Consider the following 16,022-nt stretch of genomic DNA (forward strand, 5'->3'; position numbering starts at 1 on the left):
CCTTATCGATTAAAGATTGGTAAATTCGAGCAAATTATTATCAACAATAAGGAAACAATTAATTAATTTTCCCCTGCCTTGTTAATTTATAAAAAACTAATATACTATCATTTTTCTCAGCAACCTTTATGCCAAGTTTTCTGATTGGCCGTTCTGACAAGAGCGACCGCTTCAACTGCTGATGGCTTCAGCACGGCATATCCTCTATTTTCAGCCCTTTTCATACACCTCCTCGAAGTGTGAAAATTCGGAGCCGCCCTGTTCCGAAGCTTTTTCCTCCCTGCGCCGTTAGGCGCAGGGAGTATTTTTTTCGCCTTTTTCCAATTTTTTTACCAGGGCAAATTACGATTTCTCCAAATATTGGAGCCAAGCGTGAATCCGTTGGTTCGCCTGCTCCGCCAATTCCGCAAAGCCTTTGATCGCGCCTTGCGCATCAGGACTAACTTTCCCGCTACGTAAAACGAATTCTTGCGCGCCCAGCTTGTTCTTGCTGCCGGCCGCGAACACATCTGTCGAAAAGCGCAGCAGCACCGACGCGCTGCCGGGCGCTTCGAATTGCTGTTCGAAATTCAGCAAATGAATTACCAAGGAATAATTCGGATTAAGGCCTCCTGAGGCAAGTTGCAGTTTGAGCAATTCCTGTGGCGGCGCTATCCACTGATCCAGGTTGTAAAAGCGCACGCGGGTCGGCTGATCGTAAAGCAGTCGGTAATGGATCCGGTCATCGCTCAGCCATTTCGGCGCGAAGACATTGATTTCGGGCGATGCCGGATTTTGCAGACTTTGGCCGGGCGGCGCGTTGCTCACGCCAAAATCGTGCAGCGCGGGAGCCTGCAAGACTTCGGCACAACCGAGAATCAACACGCTAGCGGCGCAGATCAACCAGTTAAGTTTCATGGGTGTTCCTTATGGCCGGGTTCTCCGGGAGCGGGTTCCTGACGAGCGGGTCCGAAGATCAGCGATTGCGGGTTATTTTGCAGCATGTTCGCAATTTTATTCACTTCCAGCGTTGTCGATTGCAGTTCATTCAACAGCTCATTGACTTTCGGCAAGGTGGTTTGCTTGACCTGATCACTCGCTTCGAGGCCGTTTTCGGCCAATTTTTCGGCTTTTTGGCCCAACCTTTTGACATCCTTGCCCAAGGTTTGCAAATCTTTCGTCAAGACATCGATATTGTCGAGGGTTTTTTCGGCCCGGATGCCGAGTTTCGGTACCTCGGCCAGCGCCTTGTCGACGCTTTTTTGCAGCCGATTCAGTTTATCCGACACGTCTTTCAAATTACTCAGGATGTCGCCGACGTTTTTTTCATTTTCATCGCTCAAAAACACGCTCAGCCGCGCCATGATATGCTCGGCTTTTTTCAAGATATCCTCGCCGGTGTTCATCAGTTTATCGGCCATGGACGGCATCAGCGGTATCCTGTTGGCCGGATCGTCGCCGGGCGGCAGACGCATGCCGGGATGCTCCGGGTCTTCGAGGTTGATTTGGGTCAGGCCGGTGACGCCTTTGAGCTGCAAGTTTGCGTACACGCCCTTGCTCAGCTCGATCTCCTTGTCGACCTCGATCGGCACCAGGATCGTGCCGGAATCGTTCGGATCGAAATGCACGTCGAGCACTTTACCGACCGAGATGCCGCGGTAAAACACGGTCGATTCGGGATTCAGGCCGGTCACCGATTGGCGCGTCGAGACGTAATAAATATCGCGCTCGCGCTCGAAATGGCCGATCCAATAAACCACCGCGCTCGTGGCAGCCGTCAAAGCAATCAAGAAGACGCCGGTGATCAGCGCGTATTTATTTTTGCCCATGCCTCGTCTCGATATTTTGAAAGACCCGCCGCGCGCGGTTGTTGTGAAAGAAACGCTCGACAAACGGATGCGGACAGTTTAACACCGATTCGAGTGTTCCGTAGGCGACCAACTGATTGTCGGCCAACACCGCGACCTGAGTACAGAGATCGCGCAGGATGTCGAGATCGTGGGTCACCATCACGGCGGTAAATTGCAGATCGCGATGCAACTCAGATAAGAGACTCACGAAATCCTCGCTCGAAATCGGGTCGAGGCCCGAAGTCGGCTCATCGAGCAGAAGCAGACTCGGTTCGAGGATCAGCGTGCGCGCGAGCGCGACCCGCTTGGTCATGCCGCCGGACAAATCGGCCGGCTTCAACCAGGCGTCCTGCGCCGATAGCCCGACGCGCGACAGTTTCATCAACACCAGACGCTTGATCATGTCTTCGTCGTCGAAGCCGAGCTCACGCAGCGGAAAGGCGATATTTTCGAACACATCGAGCACGCTGAACAGTGCCCCCTTCTGAAACAAGACCCCGCAATTGTTGCGCAGGCGCTGGCCGATTTGATGCAGCGATTCCCCCATCACGAAGATTTCGCCCTCGCTGGGCGTGGTCAGGCCGATGATTTCGCGCAGCAACGTAGTCTTGCCGCAGCCGGAGGCGCCGACCAAGCCGAGGATTTCGCCCTGCGCGAGACTCAGACTGATATCGGCATGCACGACCTTGTCGCCGAAGCGGGTCCAGACATGTTCAAGCCGGATCGCGTCATGCTTCATATCGGCATCCCGACGCCCATGAACAGAATCGCGAACACCGCATCGACCATGATCACAATCGTGATCGAGGCCACGACCGAGTTGGTCGTTTCATTACCGAGGCTTTCGGTATTCGGTTTGATCCTGAAACCGAAATGACAGGCGACCAGCGCGATCAGGAATCCGAATACCGCGCTTTTCAGCAGGCCGATGAACACATTCAACAGCGGCACCGTATCCGGCAGTTTCAAAAAGAATTGCATATAACTGATGTCGAGCGTGTTTTGCGCCGAAAACATGCCGCCGAGCAGCGCCGCACTGCTGGTCCAGACACCGATCAGCGGCATCACGATCGCCAGGGCAGCGACTTTCGGCAGCACCAGCCGCAACGAATGCGAAATACCCATCGCCGAAAGCGCATCGAGTTCCTCGGTAACGCGCATGATGCCGATTTGCGCGGTCATCGCCGAACCGGAGCGGCCGGCGACCAGGATCGCCGCGAGCAAGGGTCCCAGTTCACGGATCACGCTGAGTCCCAAAATATCGATGATGTAGATCTCCGCGCCGAACAGTTTGAGTTGCAATGCGGACAGATAGCTCAGCACGATGCCGATCAAAAAACCGACCAAGGCGGTAATGCCGAGCGCGCGCACGCCCGACTCATAGATCGTGATCGATATTTCGGACCAGGGCACGCTGCCGGGATGGCGCAATAAATAGCCCACATCCAAAAGCAACTGCCCCAACAAGGTAATCAAATCGGCCGTTTGTCTACAAAAATCGACAAATGTGTGGTAAAGAAAAAGCAGAATGACGCCGATATGACGGCGCGGCGGCGCCGTATCGGGGATTTCCTGTTCCTGCCAGCGCTCCAGCATACGCTGGTGTTCGGGGCGCAGCACAAGTCCGGCCGGTAAGGTCTGGCCCCAGGCTTCCCAAAGAAGCAGCGCGGCCGCATTGTCGAGCACCTCGATCGCTTCCAGATCCCAGTGCAGCGCGCGGTTTCGCGCATAGTTTCTGAGCTGCCGGCGCAATCCCGGTGCATCGCACAGATTGCGCAAATTCCATTCACCGGATAATTTGACGCCGGACAGCCGACCCTGTTGTTCAATCGGCTCCAACGCGGGAAGAGACTCGACCCGGTCAGTCATACAGCATAGCGAGGCGCTTGATCAAAGGACATGGAATCAGCAAAATAAAGGAGTGCAGGCTCATCATACCCGTATCGGCCACACCGTGCTATCACGCGCGGCCGTTTTTTAGGTGCTCGCCGACGATCTCGAAAACCGGCCTGCCGGATGCGGGAGCCGAAACGGTCGCCCATCCGGCAACTTTGTACCGTTTTCCGGCTTCGACCGGCTGGCCGTTATGGAGCCGCATCGAGTTGATCCGCCTGCCGAATCCGGCCCTGGGATCGCAGTCGAAACGCATGCCGCCGGTCCTGACCATGTCGCCGCCCTGCCGGTAATACGGGTCCGGGTTGAACAGGTTGTCGGCCACGTCTTCCAGTACGGCCTTCACTTGCGCGCCTGTCATCGTGGCGGCATAGGTTTCGGGATAAGTGATCGCGGACTGGTTCATCACGTCTTCGACTGTAATCGCCTGACCCGGCAGCACGACCGTACCCCAGCGGAAACCGGGCGACAATGCGATGTCGGCGCCGTATTCGGTGCGCAGCGCCTCCAGAATCAGGCCGTCGAAAGTGCCGTAAAAATTATCCCGGCGGTATAAAAGCTCATTGGCCTCGGCCAGCGGCCGTTGCAGGTCGCTTAGATACGGGGCCCTGAGATGATCGATCAGACTCTGCATCTCGGCATCGGGTTCCAGGAGGTCCGCGAAGACCGGCAGCAAGCGGTAGCGCAGGTCTTGCAGCCGGCCCTTCGCGACCTTCAAATCGAACACGGCCAGAAACTTGCAGTGACTGCCGGCATTCGTGACCCAGGTCCTGCCCTTTGTATTCGGCACCGGAATCGGCTCCGGGACCGCATCATGGGTATGGCCGCCCAGGATCAGATCGATTCCGGTGACTCTGGACGCCAGTTTCAGATCGACATCCATGCCGTTATGCGACAGCAAGATCACGACGTCGGCCTGCTCGGTCTTTTTTATCTTGTCGACCAGGCCCTGCAAGCGACGTTCCTCGATGCCGAATTGCCAGCCCGCAACGAAGCGCTGCGGATTCGCGATCGGGGTATAGGGATAGGCCTGGCCGATCACCGCGACGCGGGCCTGGCCTACCTGCTTGATTAGATAAGGCTTGAACAAGGCCGCCTCGTCCTGATCGGCAGCGAAGACTTCCTCATCGGTCAGCGCAACATTCTGCGCGAGAAAAGCACCCTTGAAGCGTTTCAGGTTTTCGCTTAGCCGTTCCTTGCCGTAGGTAAACTCCCAATGACCGGTCATCGCATCGACGCCCAAGAGGTTGCAGGCATCGACCATGTCCTGTCCTCGCGTCCATAACGCGGTCGCCGAGCCCTGCCAACTGTCGCCGCCGTCGAGCAGCAGGGTCTTGTCGGGACCGCGCAAATGCCTGATCATTTTGACCAGAGTCGCCAACTGCGCAAAGCCGCCCATTTTGCCGTAGCGCAGCGCCGACGAGGTAAAATCCAGATGCGTAAAGGCATGGGCCTCACGGCTGTTCGGGCGAATGCCGAAACGGCGCAGGAATTGCTCGCCGCTCAGGTGCGGCGGCGCATTTTTACTGTCGCCGACGCCCAGGTTGACCGCAGGCTCCCGGTAATACATCGGCAGCAGCTGCGCATGACAGTCGGTCAGATGCAGGATCGTGATCTCGCCGAACTCCGGCTGACGATAATAATCGCGCGAGGCCGCCGAGCAGCCGTAAAGCACGGCTGGCGATAATGCGAGATTTTGCAGGAAACGGCGGCGGTTCACGAGCAGGTTCAAGAGACGCTTAGTACCCTACACGAATCTTGACCCATAGGCGCTATAGGCCCGGTAGGCCGCGCAGGCCGACAGAATCAAGAAGATCACGCCGCTGATGCGGTGCAAGAGCGCCAGAGGAAACTTCTGCAGAATCGTGCGGCCGGCCAGCACGCCCAGCGCCGAGGTCGTGACTAGCGCGATGGTCGAGCCGATCCAGACCGCGGCAGGCATCGACGTACTGCTCAATGCGACGACCGCGAGTTGGGTCTTGTCGCCAAACTCGGCGACCGTGATCAATAAAAAGGTCGTGAAGAAGATGCCGTGCCCGCTTTTTTCCTTAACTTCCTCGTCATCGTCGTCGGTTACCCGCAGGGCGTGTATCCCGAAAACGCCGAACAAAAAAGCGACCGTCGCCGCGACGATGTACTCGGGCAGCCAGCTGGCGATCGCGGCGCCGAACACGACCGCGAGCGAATTCAACAGCGCGAACGCGGCGCTGGCCCCCAGCAGCACCGGCAGCGGCTTGTGCTTGGAGGCCAGCGCCATGCACACAAGCTGGCTTTTGTCGCCGATTTCAGCGGTCGCGATCAGCGCGAAACTGGTCGCCGCGGTGGCCGCGATTTCGCGCCAATCGCCGGTCTGAAGCAAAGCCGAGAACTTTTCTAAAAATGGCTGCCAGTATTGCTCGATCGGCAGATTGTTAAGCCAGGCAGAGATGCTGTTTATCCAGATGATCAGTTGTTGCGATAATTGTTCAGCTTTGTCCATGCAATGGCTGGGATAGGCAGGTGCGATTAGCGTAAGGGGATTGAGCATCAGGCGGCCGATGCAGCCTGATCTGTCTTGATGCGGTGGATCAACCCAACATATTGTCCAAGATCATCATGATGATGAAGCCGAACATCAGCGCAAAAGTCGCATAACGGGAACGATCGCCGGTGTTGCCGTGCGTTTCTGGGATGATTTCCTCGCTGATCACGAACAGCATCGCGCCGGCCGCGAAACCCATCGCGATCGGCAGGATCGGCTGGAATACCGTGACCATCGTGATGCCAAGCAAGCCGCCGACCGGTTCGACCAGGCCGGTCACGGTCGCGATCCCAACCGCGCGCCATTTGTCGTAGCCGAGGCCGACCAAAGGCAGCGCCACGGCCAAGCCCTCGGGAATGTTTTGCAGGGCGATCGCGATCGCCAATACGATGCCGGTCTTCATCTCGCCGGTGCCGAAACTGACGCCGACCGACATGCCTTCCGGAAAATTGTGAATCGTGATCGCGACGATGAACAGCCAGATTTTTCTGAATGAGGTTTTGCGCAGATCGGAAACCGCATCGAAATGCACATGAGGCAACTGGCGGTCGGCATAATGCAGAAACAGCGCGCCGAGCAACATGCCGAACGAGACCAGATAGATGCCCTTGCCGGCCCAGACCGCATTGCCGAAACCGATGCCCGGCACCAACAGCGAAAACGCGGTCGCCGCAAGCATCACGCCGGCCGCGGCGCCGAGCATGCTGTTGAACAGATTATTCGAAATGTTCCGGAAAAACAGCGCCGGCAGCGCGCCGGCTCCGGTCGCGAGACCAGCCAGAATGCTGGCCAGAAAACCAATCACGACGACTTCGCCGAAGATCAGGTATAAGGCGCCGAAAACGATCAATTGCGAGGCTAAAAACAGGCCGGCGATCGTGGCCCACCGTTGTAGAGTCGGCATCGCCAAAAGCTTCAGATAATAGGGACTGGCAAGCACCTTGGCTAACTGGGCCTCAAAGAAAAGCTGTATCTTTCTGTACTTCTGGTCTGGAGTGGTCATCGGGTCGCCTGCCTTTGCCTATCATGTTGATGTTGGCTGCGGATTATAATCTAAATACTCATAACCTATGTAAGGTTATCGCCTTGAATGGATTTTTTCAAAGCACGCCAGGTCTTACCGCCCGGTCTAACTGTTCATCAACCTTCTTCAGACGCTCTCTTGCGCTCTTAAAACCTCAAGAAACTTATTCAATCAAATTGGTTCATCATTAATTCAGCTTGGCTGCAGTACGCTGTAACCTCACTCAACTCTCATGAAAGGTTCTTCAAATGCAAACCAAAGCTCTATTGATTAGTTCATTATTGATCGCCTCCGGCGCTGTCATGGCGGAGCAAAGCCTGCTGGAAGGCGTGGCCAAACAGACGGCCAAAAACACCGCGGCCGCGATGGCGCCGGACGCCGTTGAACGCGCCGAAGCGGCCGATCAGGCCTTAAAGGACGCCAAACAAGTGAAGGACGCGGTGCAAAATACGCCAGACGCGGTTAAAAACCAGACCCAGAAAGCACTTGAGGAAACCACGAAGCAAACACTCGAGAAAGCGACACCCGAGCAAGTCAAAGAGGGCGCCGAAGCCGTGAAGAGCGGCACGGAAACCGCCAAAAAACTGAAAGGCGAGGTCAAAGCCCTGCCGAAATCCACCAGCCAAGCGGCAAAGACGCTGAAGCACAAGTCAACGGCAAAGGCGAAGCAGAAAGGAACAGAAAAAGCGCTGGAATTGTTGAAGTAAACCGCAAACCCGGCAGGAGCGTCTTTAGCCGAGGCTGAAAACGCTCCTGTAACCCCCTAATCAGGGTAAGGCGTAAACAGACGCCCTCCCCGTGATCAAGCCACGACTCTCGGAATCACTCCTGCTTATCGTTGACCAAGTCATAAGTAATGTTCGGATTGAAGCCCATCGGCCAGTAGATCGCGGCAAATGGCGGCCAGAAGATCGAAACGACGCGAAATTTCGCGCGCAAATGGCCTTCCTTGAGCGTCTGACCGTCCTTTTCCAGGCGGTAAGGAATCCCGCTACCCGGCGGCACGCCGGCCGCGGTCCAGAAAAACGGCTTGGTCGTGACCTTGCCGCCCGCATCGACCGAAACCGGCTGCGGCCTCTCATAGATATACAACTTGGAGCCTTCCGGCACCTTGAAGGTCCCGGTCGTGGTACAACCGGTCACCAAAATCAACGACGCAAACAGCAAACTCATTTTTTTTATCATGCTTATTTCCTCGGGTTGATTCGGGATTGTTTCAATCCCAACGTTTAAAAATCAGGGAGGTGTTGATGCCTCCGAAAGCAAAGTTATTGCTCATCACATAGCTGCAATCGAGGCTGCGAACGGCACCGATAATATAGTCCAATGGGGCGCATTTCGGATCGACCGTTTGCAGATTCGCGGTCGGATGAAACCAGCCTTCGTTCATCATCTTGATGGCCGTCCAGGCCTCCAGCGCCCCACAGGCGCCGAGCGTATGGCCGGTGTAACTTTTCATCGAGCTGATCGGCGTATTGGCGCCGAAAATCGCCGCGGTCGCGTGACTCTCGGCCCCATCGCCATGCTCGGTCGCGGTGCCGTGCGCGCTGATATAGCCGATCGCGGCAGGCGGCAGCCCCGCATCCTCCAAGGCGAGCCGCATCGCGCCTTGCATGCTGCGGCTGTCCGGATGGGTCACATGCAGACCGTCCGAGTTGGTGCCATAGCCGACCACTTCCGCATGGATCGTCGCGCCGCGCGCTTTGGCGTGCTCCAGTTCTTCGAGGATGAAGGTGCCCGCGCCTTCGCCGATCACCAGGCCGTCGCGGTTCAGATCGAACGGCCGCGGCGTCGTCTCGGGGGCGTCATTTTTCAGGCTGGTCGCATAAAGCGTATCGAACACCGCCGCCTGACTGGCCGAAAGCTCATCCGCGCCGCCGGCCGCCATCAGGGTCTGATGGCCGTATTTGATCGCCTCGTAAGCATAGCCGATGCCCTGGCTACCCGACGTGCAGGCGCTGGAGGTCGTATACACGCGGCCGTTGATGCCGAAGAACAGGCCGATATTGACCGCGGCGGTATGCCCCATCATACGGATGTAGGACGTCGCATTCAGCCCGTCGGTCCTGTGGTTCAACAGCATATTGCCGAAGTCCGCGATCGCATCGAAACTGCCTGAGCAACTCCCGTAAGCCACGCCCATTTGCCCACTCTTCAGCACCGGATCGTGCAACAAGCCGGCATCGCGTAGCGCCAGTTCGGTCGCATAGGTCGCCATCAGTGCGACCTGTCCCATGCTGCGCATCTGCTTGCGCGAATAATGCGCGGGTCGCTCAAAATCGACCGGGCCTGCGAGCCGGGTGTTCAGGCCCTGGTATTTATCCCAGTCCTGCATGTAGCGGATACCGGTCGCCTGCGTTTTCAAGCGTTCGGAGACGGTCTCCCAGTCGTTGCCGATCGGCGACAATCCGGCCATGCCGGTGACAACCACGCGCTTCATCAGCACAGGCCTCCGTTGACCGCGATGACCTGCCTGGTGATATAGGCCGCATCCTCGGACAATAAAAAGGCGACCGCCGCGGCGACTTCCTTCGGCCGCCCGACCCGGCGCGCCGGAATCATCTTCTTGATTTCATCGAGCGGCAGCTCCTCGACCATCTCGGTCTCGATCAGGCCGGGCGCGATGCAATTGACCGTGATGTCGCGCTTGGCCAGTTCCAGTGCCAGCGCCTTGGTCGCGCCGATGATGCCGGCCTTCGCGGCGCTGTAATTGACCTGGCCGCGGTTGCCGATCAGGCCTGATACCGACGACAGGGTCACTATACGGCCCGGCCTACGCCGCCGAACCATCGGCATGATGATAGGCTGCAGCACGTTATAAAAACTGTCCAGATTGGTATGAATCACACTGTCCCACTCTTCGCCGGTCAGCGACGGAAATGCATTGTCGGCGGCGATGCCGGCATTACAGACCACGCCGTAATAGGCTCCGTTCACGTCAATATCCTCGGCCAACTGCTGTGCGCACTGCACGCGGTCGCCAATGTCGAACTGCAAAATCCGGGCACTACGGCCCAGCCCTTCGATTTCCCGGGCGACCTCTTCGGCCTGATCGCGCCGGCTGCGGCAATGCAGCACCAGATCATAGCCCTGAGCCGCCAAGTACAACGCGATCGCCTTGCCGATACCGCGGCTCGAACCGGTCACTAAGACAGTCTTATTCATCATCATTTTTTATCGTAGCTAGGGGCGCCTGATAAACATTCAACGTAGCGCTTACTTTAACATGGCCGCCTGTGATCAGGCAGTTGAACACCGACAGGCTCTCGTCTTGCATTACTCTCTCGGCCTGCACGCTCAGGGTCGAACCGAACCGGAAGGCGGGAACGTTACTCTCAAAACGCCGGGTGCCCAGTAAAAAACCCAGACGGATCGGTTCGCCTGCTCGTTTCGCATGGATGCCTGCATAAAGCCCGATCGTCTGCGCCATATATTCGATGCCCGCCCAGGCCGGTGCAGCGTTACCGTCGCCGAACAATGCATCGCCGCGCACAGTCAATTCCGCGGTTACCGAATCTTCGTCCCAGGAGAGCACTTTATCGAGCCAGATCATATTGCCGGTATGCGGCAGCAATTCGGCGACGTTCATTTGTAAAAAATCGCTCATGCCCTGCCCGCCACGATCGAAATATTATTGCCGCCGAATGCGAACGAATTACTTTGGCAGATGTTGATACGGCGATGCAATAGTGCACCTTGCCGCACCAGATTCAATTCGGCCAGTTTCGAGTCGGTTGCATCCCCGTTGATACTCGGGATTAACCCCCCCGTATCGTCATTGCTGTTCAATAACAGCCAGCAAAAACCTAATTCGAGCGCGGCCGCAGCGCCTAGCGTATGGCCGGTCATCCCTTTGCTCGAACTGCACGGCACTGTGGCGCCGAACAGCGCATTGACCGCCTTGCTTTCCATGCTGTCGTTCAACACGGTCGCGGTGCCGTGCAGATTCAAATAATCGATCTGCTCCGGGCGCTTGCCCGCATCCCGCAGAGCCAAGTGCATTGCTTGACCGACCGCCAGTCCATCAGGGTCGGGCGCGGAGAAATGATACGCATCGCTGGTAGAACCGATACCCAGCAACTCGACAGGACCGGGTTCCCTGCTCAAAATGAACAGACTGACCGCCTCGCCGATGTTGATACCGTCCCTGTGTAAACCGAACGGCTTGCACAAACCGGCGCTCAACGACTCCAGCGCCATAAAACCGTTGATGGTCAGATTGCAAAGCGTATCGGCGCCGCCAACGACCACCGCATCGCAGAGCCCTAGGCGAATCAACCGACGTGCGGAAGCGATGGCCCTGCCGCTCGATGAACAGGCAGTCGACAGCGTATAGGCCGGCCCGCCAAGGTTCAGATAGGCAGCCAAAAAATCGGCGCCCGCGCCCATCTGCTGTTGTTTGTAATGAAAATCGCCCGGCAAGATTCCGTTCTCGGCCTGGCGAGCCAACGCCAGTTCGGTGCTTCTGACTCCGGACGTGCTGGTACCCAACACGCAGCCGATACGCTCCTGCCCGAAACGGGCGATTATCCGCTCGACCGTGCCGCGAATCTGCGCCAAGCCGGCCAGCAACAGACGGTTATTGCGGCTGCGATGATAACGGAAGTCGTCGCCGATCTCCGGCAGCTCGGTCTCGACTCTGCCCACCGCAACTGCGCGTCCAGGGCTGAACCGATCGGTAAAAATCAGTCCAGAACGCTCGCCGGCCAACAGGTTTGCCAGCACCTCGTCCTTATCATTGCCGGCCGCGCAGAGCAGGCCCAAATCATTCAGATACAGCTTCATAGCTGACCGTATCGATCGTGAGCCGGTAATGATAGCGCAGGTTGATCAGTTCGACCTTTCTAGGCCAAGCATCTTCATGGCTTAAATAGCGCACTTCGACGCTGGCCTGTCCTTGTGCGGACAGGCGGCGAAAATCCGGCCCGGCTTCGAGCTTTAACTGTTTCGGCAACTGGTATTGCAGCACATCGAGCGGCCAATAAACCAATTGCAAATCCGCAATGATCAACTCCGGCGCGACCATTTCCGGAACCAAAGGATTTTTATCGGCCTGCAAGATCTTGCCGTCGTAGGATAAATTGAACAAACTCAGGCCATCCTCAGTGAGGCCCGCCATCGCGATATGGCGGCCGTCCAATTCCAGCACGCACAGCAACGTTTGCTCGCGTCCCGGCCAATGCGCGGTCAACTGCTGCACGATACGGCGAGCAGGCCCCTGCGGCGGCGCGATCGGAAATAAAGGGCGCGGACTCGCCGAAACCGATTTAGCCGTTTCCGGAATCATCGCATCCGGCGGTTGCATCGCCGCGCAGCCGGTCAAGCCGATCACCATCGTAAACAATCCTAGCCGTCGTCGCGGCATAATTCGGCGAGCGTATCCAGCCTTGAGCGGGCATTCTTCACATACGGATTGTTTTGGTCCCAGGCATAACCGGCCAGAATCGAGCAAATCATCGCCTTGACCTCGGGCTGTTGATCCGGATGAAAAATCACGTCTTGGAAGCGGCCATCGTACCAGGCATCCACAAACACCCGGAACGTATCGACGCCGCGCTTCAACGGCTGCGCGTAATCATCTTCCCAGTCGACCGCTAAGCCTCGGAACTGCCGGTCCAGAACGGCGGACGCCAGCGTCGCCGACTTCATCGCAATCGTCACGCCTGAGGAAAACACCGGGTCGAGAAATTCGCCGGCGTTGCCGAGCAAGGCATAGCCCTTGCCGTAGAGACTTTTCACGTTCGCCGAATAGCCGACCAGGGTATTGATCTTGTCATCGAATACCGCATCTTTCAAAATCCGGCTTAAGCCCGGAGCCTGAGCGATCAAGCCCCGCAACTTGGCGCCGTAATCCTCGCCCGGCGTATAAAACGTCTGCTCCGCGACCACGCCGATACTGCTGCGGCCGTTGCTGAAAGGGATCAGCCAGAACCAGACATCCTTGTGCTCGGGATGCACGGTGATGAGGATTTTATCGCGGTCGAACGATAAATCAGTGATCCGGTCTTCGATATGCCCAAACAGGGCTTGCCTGACCGGAAAACCCGAAGGCGACTCCAGATCGAGCAGGCGCGGCAATATGCGCCCGAAGCCGCTCGCATCGAGTACGAAATCGGCGGAATAATCATGGATGTTGCCTTCCGTATCGGCGGCGGTCAGATGCGCCTCTGCGCCGGAAAAATCGACCGACTTCACTTCCATTTGCCAGTGAATATCGACACCCATCCGCACCGCTTCATCGGCCAGCAGCGCGTCGAAACGGCCGCGCTGCACCTGAAAGGTCGTGCCGATGCCGGCGCTGAACTTGTTTTCGAAATCGAACTCGGTGTAATGGTCGCCATAGGCGAAGGCCGCGCCGTTTTTGAACTGGAAACCGGCGTTTACGACCGCATCGAGCATTCCGGCTTCCTTGATGAATTCCATGCACTGCGGCAACAGGCTTTCGCCGATGCTGAAGCGCGGAAAGCGCTGACGCTCCAGGATGATGACCGGATAGCCTTTTTGTTTGAGCAATGCGCCCGCGATACTGCCGGAAGGACCGGCGCCAATGATGACGACTTTACTTTGATGCGATTTATCCATGGGGGGTGATGATCCTGGCATGCGTGGGCTGAAGAACGGAAGCGGTGGCGAAATGGAAGGGCTCAATCTATCGGCAGCGCGGTTTCGATCCGCGCGGCAATCGCCGCGATCGCGCCCCGGTTCTCTTGTAAAAACGCTCCGGCTCGCCGCGCTAGTTCCGAACGGTTATCCGGATCAGCATACAATGAAAGGACCGTGCTGACAATGTCTTGTTGAGTCCGGCATTGCAAAGCGGCGTTTCTCGCCAGCACCCCACCTGCTATCTCTTTGAAATTGGACATGTAGGGGCCGAACATCATCGGCACGCCGATCGCGGCCGCTTCGAGCAGATTATGACCGCCGACCGGCACCATGCTGCCGCCGATGAAAGCCACATCGGCCGCCGCATAGAGCATTTTGAGTTCGCCCATCGTATCGGCGATATACACATCGGTCACAGCCGCGCAATTGTCTCCCGACGTCCGCATCACGACATTCAGGCGCCTTTCCTCGCAGAGCTTTTTGACTTCAAGGAAGCGTTCGGGATGGCGCGGCACGAGCACTAGCATCAGCTCGGGAATTTCCGCTTTGAGTTCTGGGTAAATATCCAAAAACAGCGCTTCTTCGTTTTTGTGCGTACTCGCAATGATCCAAACGAAGCGATCACCGAAAACCGCAGACTTGAGTCGTCGCCCCTCCGCGATCGTCCCTTCGGCAATGTCGATGTCGAACTTCATATTACCCATTACCTTAACCGTTTCCGGTTGCGCGCCGATACTCACAAAACGCTCCGCATCATCATGGGTTTGGGCCGCAATCAGGCTAACCTTTGCCAATGACGGGCGGATCAACGACGGAATCCTCCGGTAGCCGCACGCCGATTTTTCGGTCAGACGGGCATTGATCAAAAATAACGGTATTTTTTGTTTGCCGCACGCAGCATACAAATTCGGCCAGATCTCGGTTTCCATGATCACCGCAAGGCGCGGTTTAAAACAATTCAGGAAACGTCCGATCACAAAGGGCATGTCGTAGGGTAGATAAACATGCGCGGCTTTGCCTAGGAACATGGCCTGCACCCTGGCAGAACCGGTCGGCGTCGTGGTCGTGATCAACAGTTTCGCGTCGGGATGGCGTGACTGTAGTAAGCGCAGCAACGGAAACAGCGCCTCGGCTTCCCCGACCGAAACCGCATGAAACCAAATGACGTCTTGAGGATAGGTTTTGTGATAATAACCGAAGCGCTCGTTCCATCGCTGCCGGTAGGCTGGGGCCTTGATGCCGCGCCAGAGCAAACGCAACATGATGAAAGGAGTCAGTAAATAAAAAAGTAATGTATAGAAAGCGAACATGCAATATTCAAATTGGCGCCACCAATCGAGATGGCTGACTCAATGCTATGGAAATCCGGCTAGTCATTTAGCGTATCGACAAAAACCTCATCCATCGCATATTCGCTGCAATCTCAACAATTCCACAGACACACCCCACCCGCCTTCTCGATCGCCGCCAGACGTTGCTGATGTGCGTCTAACTCATCGGCTGCGCAGGCGATCACTCTCAACGGCGCCCTGTCTGTGGCGATGCGCTGAATCACGCTGGACTCCATCCCCGCGGATTGACCTTCGGACGCCTCATCAAGCAGCGAGAACTGCCCGCCGGTCATCAACAGATACACGTCGGCCAGGATTTCCGCGTCGAGTAACGCGCCGTGCAATTCCCGATGGCTGTTATCGACGCCGTAGCGTTTGCACAACGCATCCAGGCTATTGCGTTGGCCCGGATGTTTTTGACGGGCGAAAGCAAGCGTATCGAAGACTTCGCAATAGTTCGTTATCGGCGCCAATGGATCGGCGAGCAAGGCGAATTCATGATTGATGAAGCCGACGTCGAATGGCGCGTTGTGAATCACCAGTTCGGCGCCCTCAACAAAGGCCATAAAATCCCGAGCTACACCTGCAAAGCTCGGTTTGTCTTCCAGAAACTCGTTCGTGATGCCGTGTACTTCGATCGCGCCATCGTCGATTGCGCGCTCCGGATTGATGTAAACATGAAAGCGGTTGCCGGTCAACCGCCTATTGACCAGTTCGACGCAGCCGATTTCGATGATCCGGTGACCTTGCTCCGGGCTCAGGCCGGTTGTTTCGGTGTCGAGCACCACGATACGGGGACTCGTTGCGCGCATATTCATTTT

17 protein-coding genes are annotated in these 16,022 nt (G+C 56.8%); 1 reads left to right on the forward strand and 16 read right to left on the reverse strand.

The annotated features are described in order from the left end of the window. Positions 1-342 precede the first annotated feature (342 nt). The 7 genes from U2W12_RS13020 to U2W12_RS13050 form a co-directional block, all read right to left on the reverse strand. Entirely contained in the window at positions 343-897 is a 555-nt protein-coding gene (locus tag U2W12_RS13020) for a hypothetical protein (protein WP_326501118.1), read from the reverse strand. Next, a complete protein-coding gene (locus U2W12_RS13025) occupies positions 894-1,808 on the reverse strand; it encodes an MlaD family protein (protein ID WP_326501119.1) in 915 nt (304 codons plus the stop codon). The genes U2W12_RS13020 and U2W12_RS13025 overlap by 4 nt, the downstream gene beginning before the upstream one ends. Further along, entirely contained in the window at positions 1,795-2,568 is a 774-nt protein-coding gene (locus U2W12_RS13030; protein WP_326501120.1) for an ATP-binding cassette domain-containing protein, read from the reverse strand. Before U2W12_RS13030 ends, U2W12_RS13025 begins: the two co-directional genes overlap by 14 nt. Beyond that, the gene (locus U2W12_RS13035) at positions 2,565-3,698 is read right to left on the reverse strand and encodes an ABC transporter permease (protein WP_326501121.1); all 1,134 of its coding nucleotides are present in this window, start codon (positions 3,696-3,698) and stop codon (positions 2,565-2,567) included. The genes U2W12_RS13030 and U2W12_RS13035 overlap by 4 nt, the downstream gene beginning before the upstream one ends. A 91-nt stretch (positions 3,699-3,789) precedes the next feature. After that, on the reverse strand, positions 3,790-5,454 hold the full coding sequence (soxB, locus tag U2W12_RS13040) for a thiosulfohydrolase SoxB (protein ID WP_326501122.1): 1,665 nt from the start codon (positions 5,452-5,454) through the stop codon (positions 3,790-3,792). Between the two features lie 15 nt (positions 5,455-5,469). Then, positions 5,470-6,201 carry a TMEM165/GDT1 family protein gene (locus U2W12_RS13045; RefSeq protein ID WP_326501123.1) on the reverse strand — a complete coding sequence of 244 codons (732 nt, stop codon included), beginning with the start codon at positions 6,199-6,201 and terminating at the stop codon, positions 5,470-5,472. An 88-nt stretch (positions 6,202-6,289) separates the two neighbouring features. Beyond that, positions 6,290-7,246, reverse strand: a complete 957-nt coding sequence (locus tag U2W12_RS13050; protein WP_326501124.1) for a ZIP family metal transporter — start codon at positions 7,244-7,246, stop codon at positions 6,290-6,292. Between the two features lie 269 nt (positions 7,247-7,515). Here U2W12_RS13050 and U2W12_RS13055 point away from each other — a divergent pair, with 269 nt between their 5' ends. After that, on the forward strand, positions 7,516-7,974 hold the full coding sequence (locus U2W12_RS13055) for a hypothetical protein (RefSeq protein WP_326501125.1): 459 nt from the start codon (positions 7,516-7,518) through the stop codon (positions 7,972-7,974). 115 nt (positions 7,975-8,089) lie between these two features. Here U2W12_RS13055 and U2W12_RS13060 read toward each other — a convergent pair whose 3' ends face one another. The 9 genes from U2W12_RS13060 to dnaQ all read right to left on the reverse strand — a co-directional run bounded on the left by U2W12_RS13060 (position 8,090) and on the right by dnaQ (position 16,019). Further along, complete coding sequence (locus tag U2W12_RS13060) at positions 8,090-8,452, reverse strand: hypothetical protein (protein WP_326501126.1); 363 nt, start codon at positions 8,450-8,452, stop codon at positions 8,090-8,092. Positions 8,453-8,483: 31 nt separating this feature from the next. Then, the gene (locus U2W12_RS13065) at positions 8,484-9,707 is read right to left on the reverse strand and encodes a beta-ketoacyl-ACP synthase (RefSeq protein WP_326501127.1); all 1,224 of its coding nucleotides are present in this window, start codon (positions 9,705-9,707) and stop codon (positions 8,484-8,486) included. After that, positions 9,707-10,432 carry a 3-oxoacyl-ACP reductase FabG gene (fabG, locus tag U2W12_RS13070; protein ID WP_348529890.1) on the reverse strand — a complete coding sequence of 242 codons (726 nt, stop codon included), beginning with the start codon at positions 10,430-10,432 and terminating at the stop codon, positions 9,707-9,709. The genes U2W12_RS13065 and fabG overlap by 1 nt, the downstream gene beginning before the upstream one ends. Further along, positions 10,425-10,874, reverse strand: coding sequence for a hotdog family protein (locus U2W12_RS13075; RefSeq protein ID WP_326501129.1), 450 nt, complete (start codon positions 10,872-10,874; stop codon positions 10,425-10,427). The genes fabG and U2W12_RS13075 overlap by 8 nt, the downstream gene beginning before the upstream one ends. Next, positions 10,871-12,052 (reverse strand): beta-ketoacyl-[acyl-carrier-protein] synthase family protein, encoded by a 1,182-nt coding sequence (locus tag U2W12_RS13080; protein ID WP_326501130.1) that lies wholly within the window; start codon positions 12,050-12,052, stop codon positions 10,871-10,873. The genes U2W12_RS13075 and U2W12_RS13080 overlap by 4 nt, the downstream gene beginning before the upstream one ends. Then, positions 12,033-12,632 (reverse strand): DUF3261 domain-containing protein, encoded by a 600-nt coding sequence (locus U2W12_RS13085; protein ID WP_326501131.1) that lies wholly within the window; start codon positions 12,630-12,632, stop codon positions 12,033-12,035. Before U2W12_RS13085 ends, U2W12_RS13080 begins: the two co-directional genes overlap by 20 nt. Continuing rightward, the gene (locus U2W12_RS13090; protein WP_326501132.1) at positions 12,614-13,849 is read right to left on the reverse strand and encodes an NAD(P)/FAD-dependent oxidoreductase; all 1,236 of its coding nucleotides are present in this window, start codon (positions 13,847-13,849) and stop codon (positions 12,614-12,616) included. Before U2W12_RS13090 ends, U2W12_RS13085 begins: the two co-directional genes overlap by 19 nt. A gap of 62 nt (positions 13,850-13,911) precedes the next feature. Further along, a complete protein-coding gene (gene waaA / locus U2W12_RS13095) occupies positions 13,912-15,180 on the reverse strand; it encodes a lipid IV(A) 3-deoxy-D-manno-octulosonic acid transferase (RefSeq protein ID WP_326501133.1) in 1,269 nt (422 codons plus the stop codon). Positions 15,181-15,293: 113 nt separating this feature from the next. Further along, the gene (gene dnaQ / locus U2W12_RS13100) at positions 15,294-16,019 is read right to left on the reverse strand and encodes a DNA polymerase III subunit epsilon (RefSeq protein WP_326501185.1); all 726 of its coding nucleotides are present in this window, start codon (positions 16,017-16,019) and stop codon (positions 15,294-15,296) included. Positions 16,020-16,022: the final 3 nt, after the last annotated feature.

This window comes from Methylomicrobium sp. Wu6 (assembly GCF_035916875.1).
Lineage (GTDB): Bacteria > Pseudomonadota > Gammaproteobacteria > Methylococcales > Methylomonadaceae > Methylomicrobium.

Bases quoted from the DNA above. Each gene is read 5' to 3' on its own strand.
- U2W12_RS13075 (WP_326501129.1), bottom strand. From the start codon at position 10,874: ATGAGCGATTTTTTACAAATGAACGTCGCCGAATTGCTGCCGCATACC.
- U2W12_RS13085 (WP_326501131.1), bottom strand. From the start codon at position 12,632: ATGCCGCGACGACGGCTAGGATTGTTTACGATGGTGATCGGCTTGACC.
- U2W12_RS13035 (WP_326501121.1), bottom strand. From the start codon at position 3,698: ATGACTGACCGGGTCGAGTCTCTTCCCGCGTTGGAGCCGATTGAACAA.
- waaA (WP_326501133.1), bottom strand. From the start codon at position 15,180: ATGTTCGCTTTCTATACATTACTTTTTTATTTACTGACTCCTTTCATC.
- fabG (WP_348529890.1), bottom strand. From the start codon at position 10,432: ATGAATAAGACTGTCTTAGTGACCGGTTCGAGCCGCGGTATCGGCAAG.
- U2W12_RS13055 (WP_326501125.1), top strand. From the start codon at position 7,516: ATGCAAACCAAAGCTCTATTGATTAGTTCATTATTGATCGCCTCCGGC.
- U2W12_RS13060 (WP_326501126.1), bottom strand. From the start codon at position 8,452: ATGATAAAAAAAATGAGTTTGCTGTTTGCGTCGTTGATTTTGGTGACC.
- U2W12_RS13080 (WP_326501130.1), bottom strand. From the start codon at position 12,052: ATGAAGCTGTATCTGAATGATTTGGGCCTGCTCTGCGCGGCCGGCAAT.
- U2W12_RS13025 (WP_326501119.1), bottom strand. From the start codon at position 1,808: ATGGGCAAAAATAAATACGCGCTGATCACCGGCGTCTTCTTGATTGCT.
- dnaQ (WP_326501185.1), bottom strand. From the start codon at position 16,019: ATGAATATGCGCGCAACGAGTCCCCGTATCGTGGTGCTCGACACCGAA.
- U2W12_RS13090 (WP_326501132.1), bottom strand. From the start codon at position 13,849: ATGGATAAATCGCATCAAAGTAAAGTCGTCATCATTGGCGCCGGTCCT.
- U2W12_RS13065 (WP_326501127.1), bottom strand. From the start codon at position 9,707: ATGAAGCGCGTGGTTGTCACCGGCATGGCCGGATTGTCGCCGATCGGC.
- U2W12_RS13045 (WP_326501123.1), bottom strand. From the start codon at position 6,201: ATGGACAAAGCTGAACAATTATCGCAACAACTGATCATCTGGATAAAC.
- U2W12_RS13030 (WP_326501120.1), bottom strand. From the start codon at position 2,568: ATGAAGCATGACGCGATCCGGCTTGAACATGTCTGGACCCGCTTCGGC.
- U2W12_RS13050 (WP_326501124.1), bottom strand. From the start codon at position 7,246: ATGACCACTCCAGACCAGAAGTACAGAAAGATACAGCTTTTCTTTGAG.
- U2W12_RS13020 (WP_326501118.1), bottom strand. From the start codon at position 897: ATGAAACTTAACTGGTTGATCTGCGCCGCTAGCGTGTTGATTCTCGGT.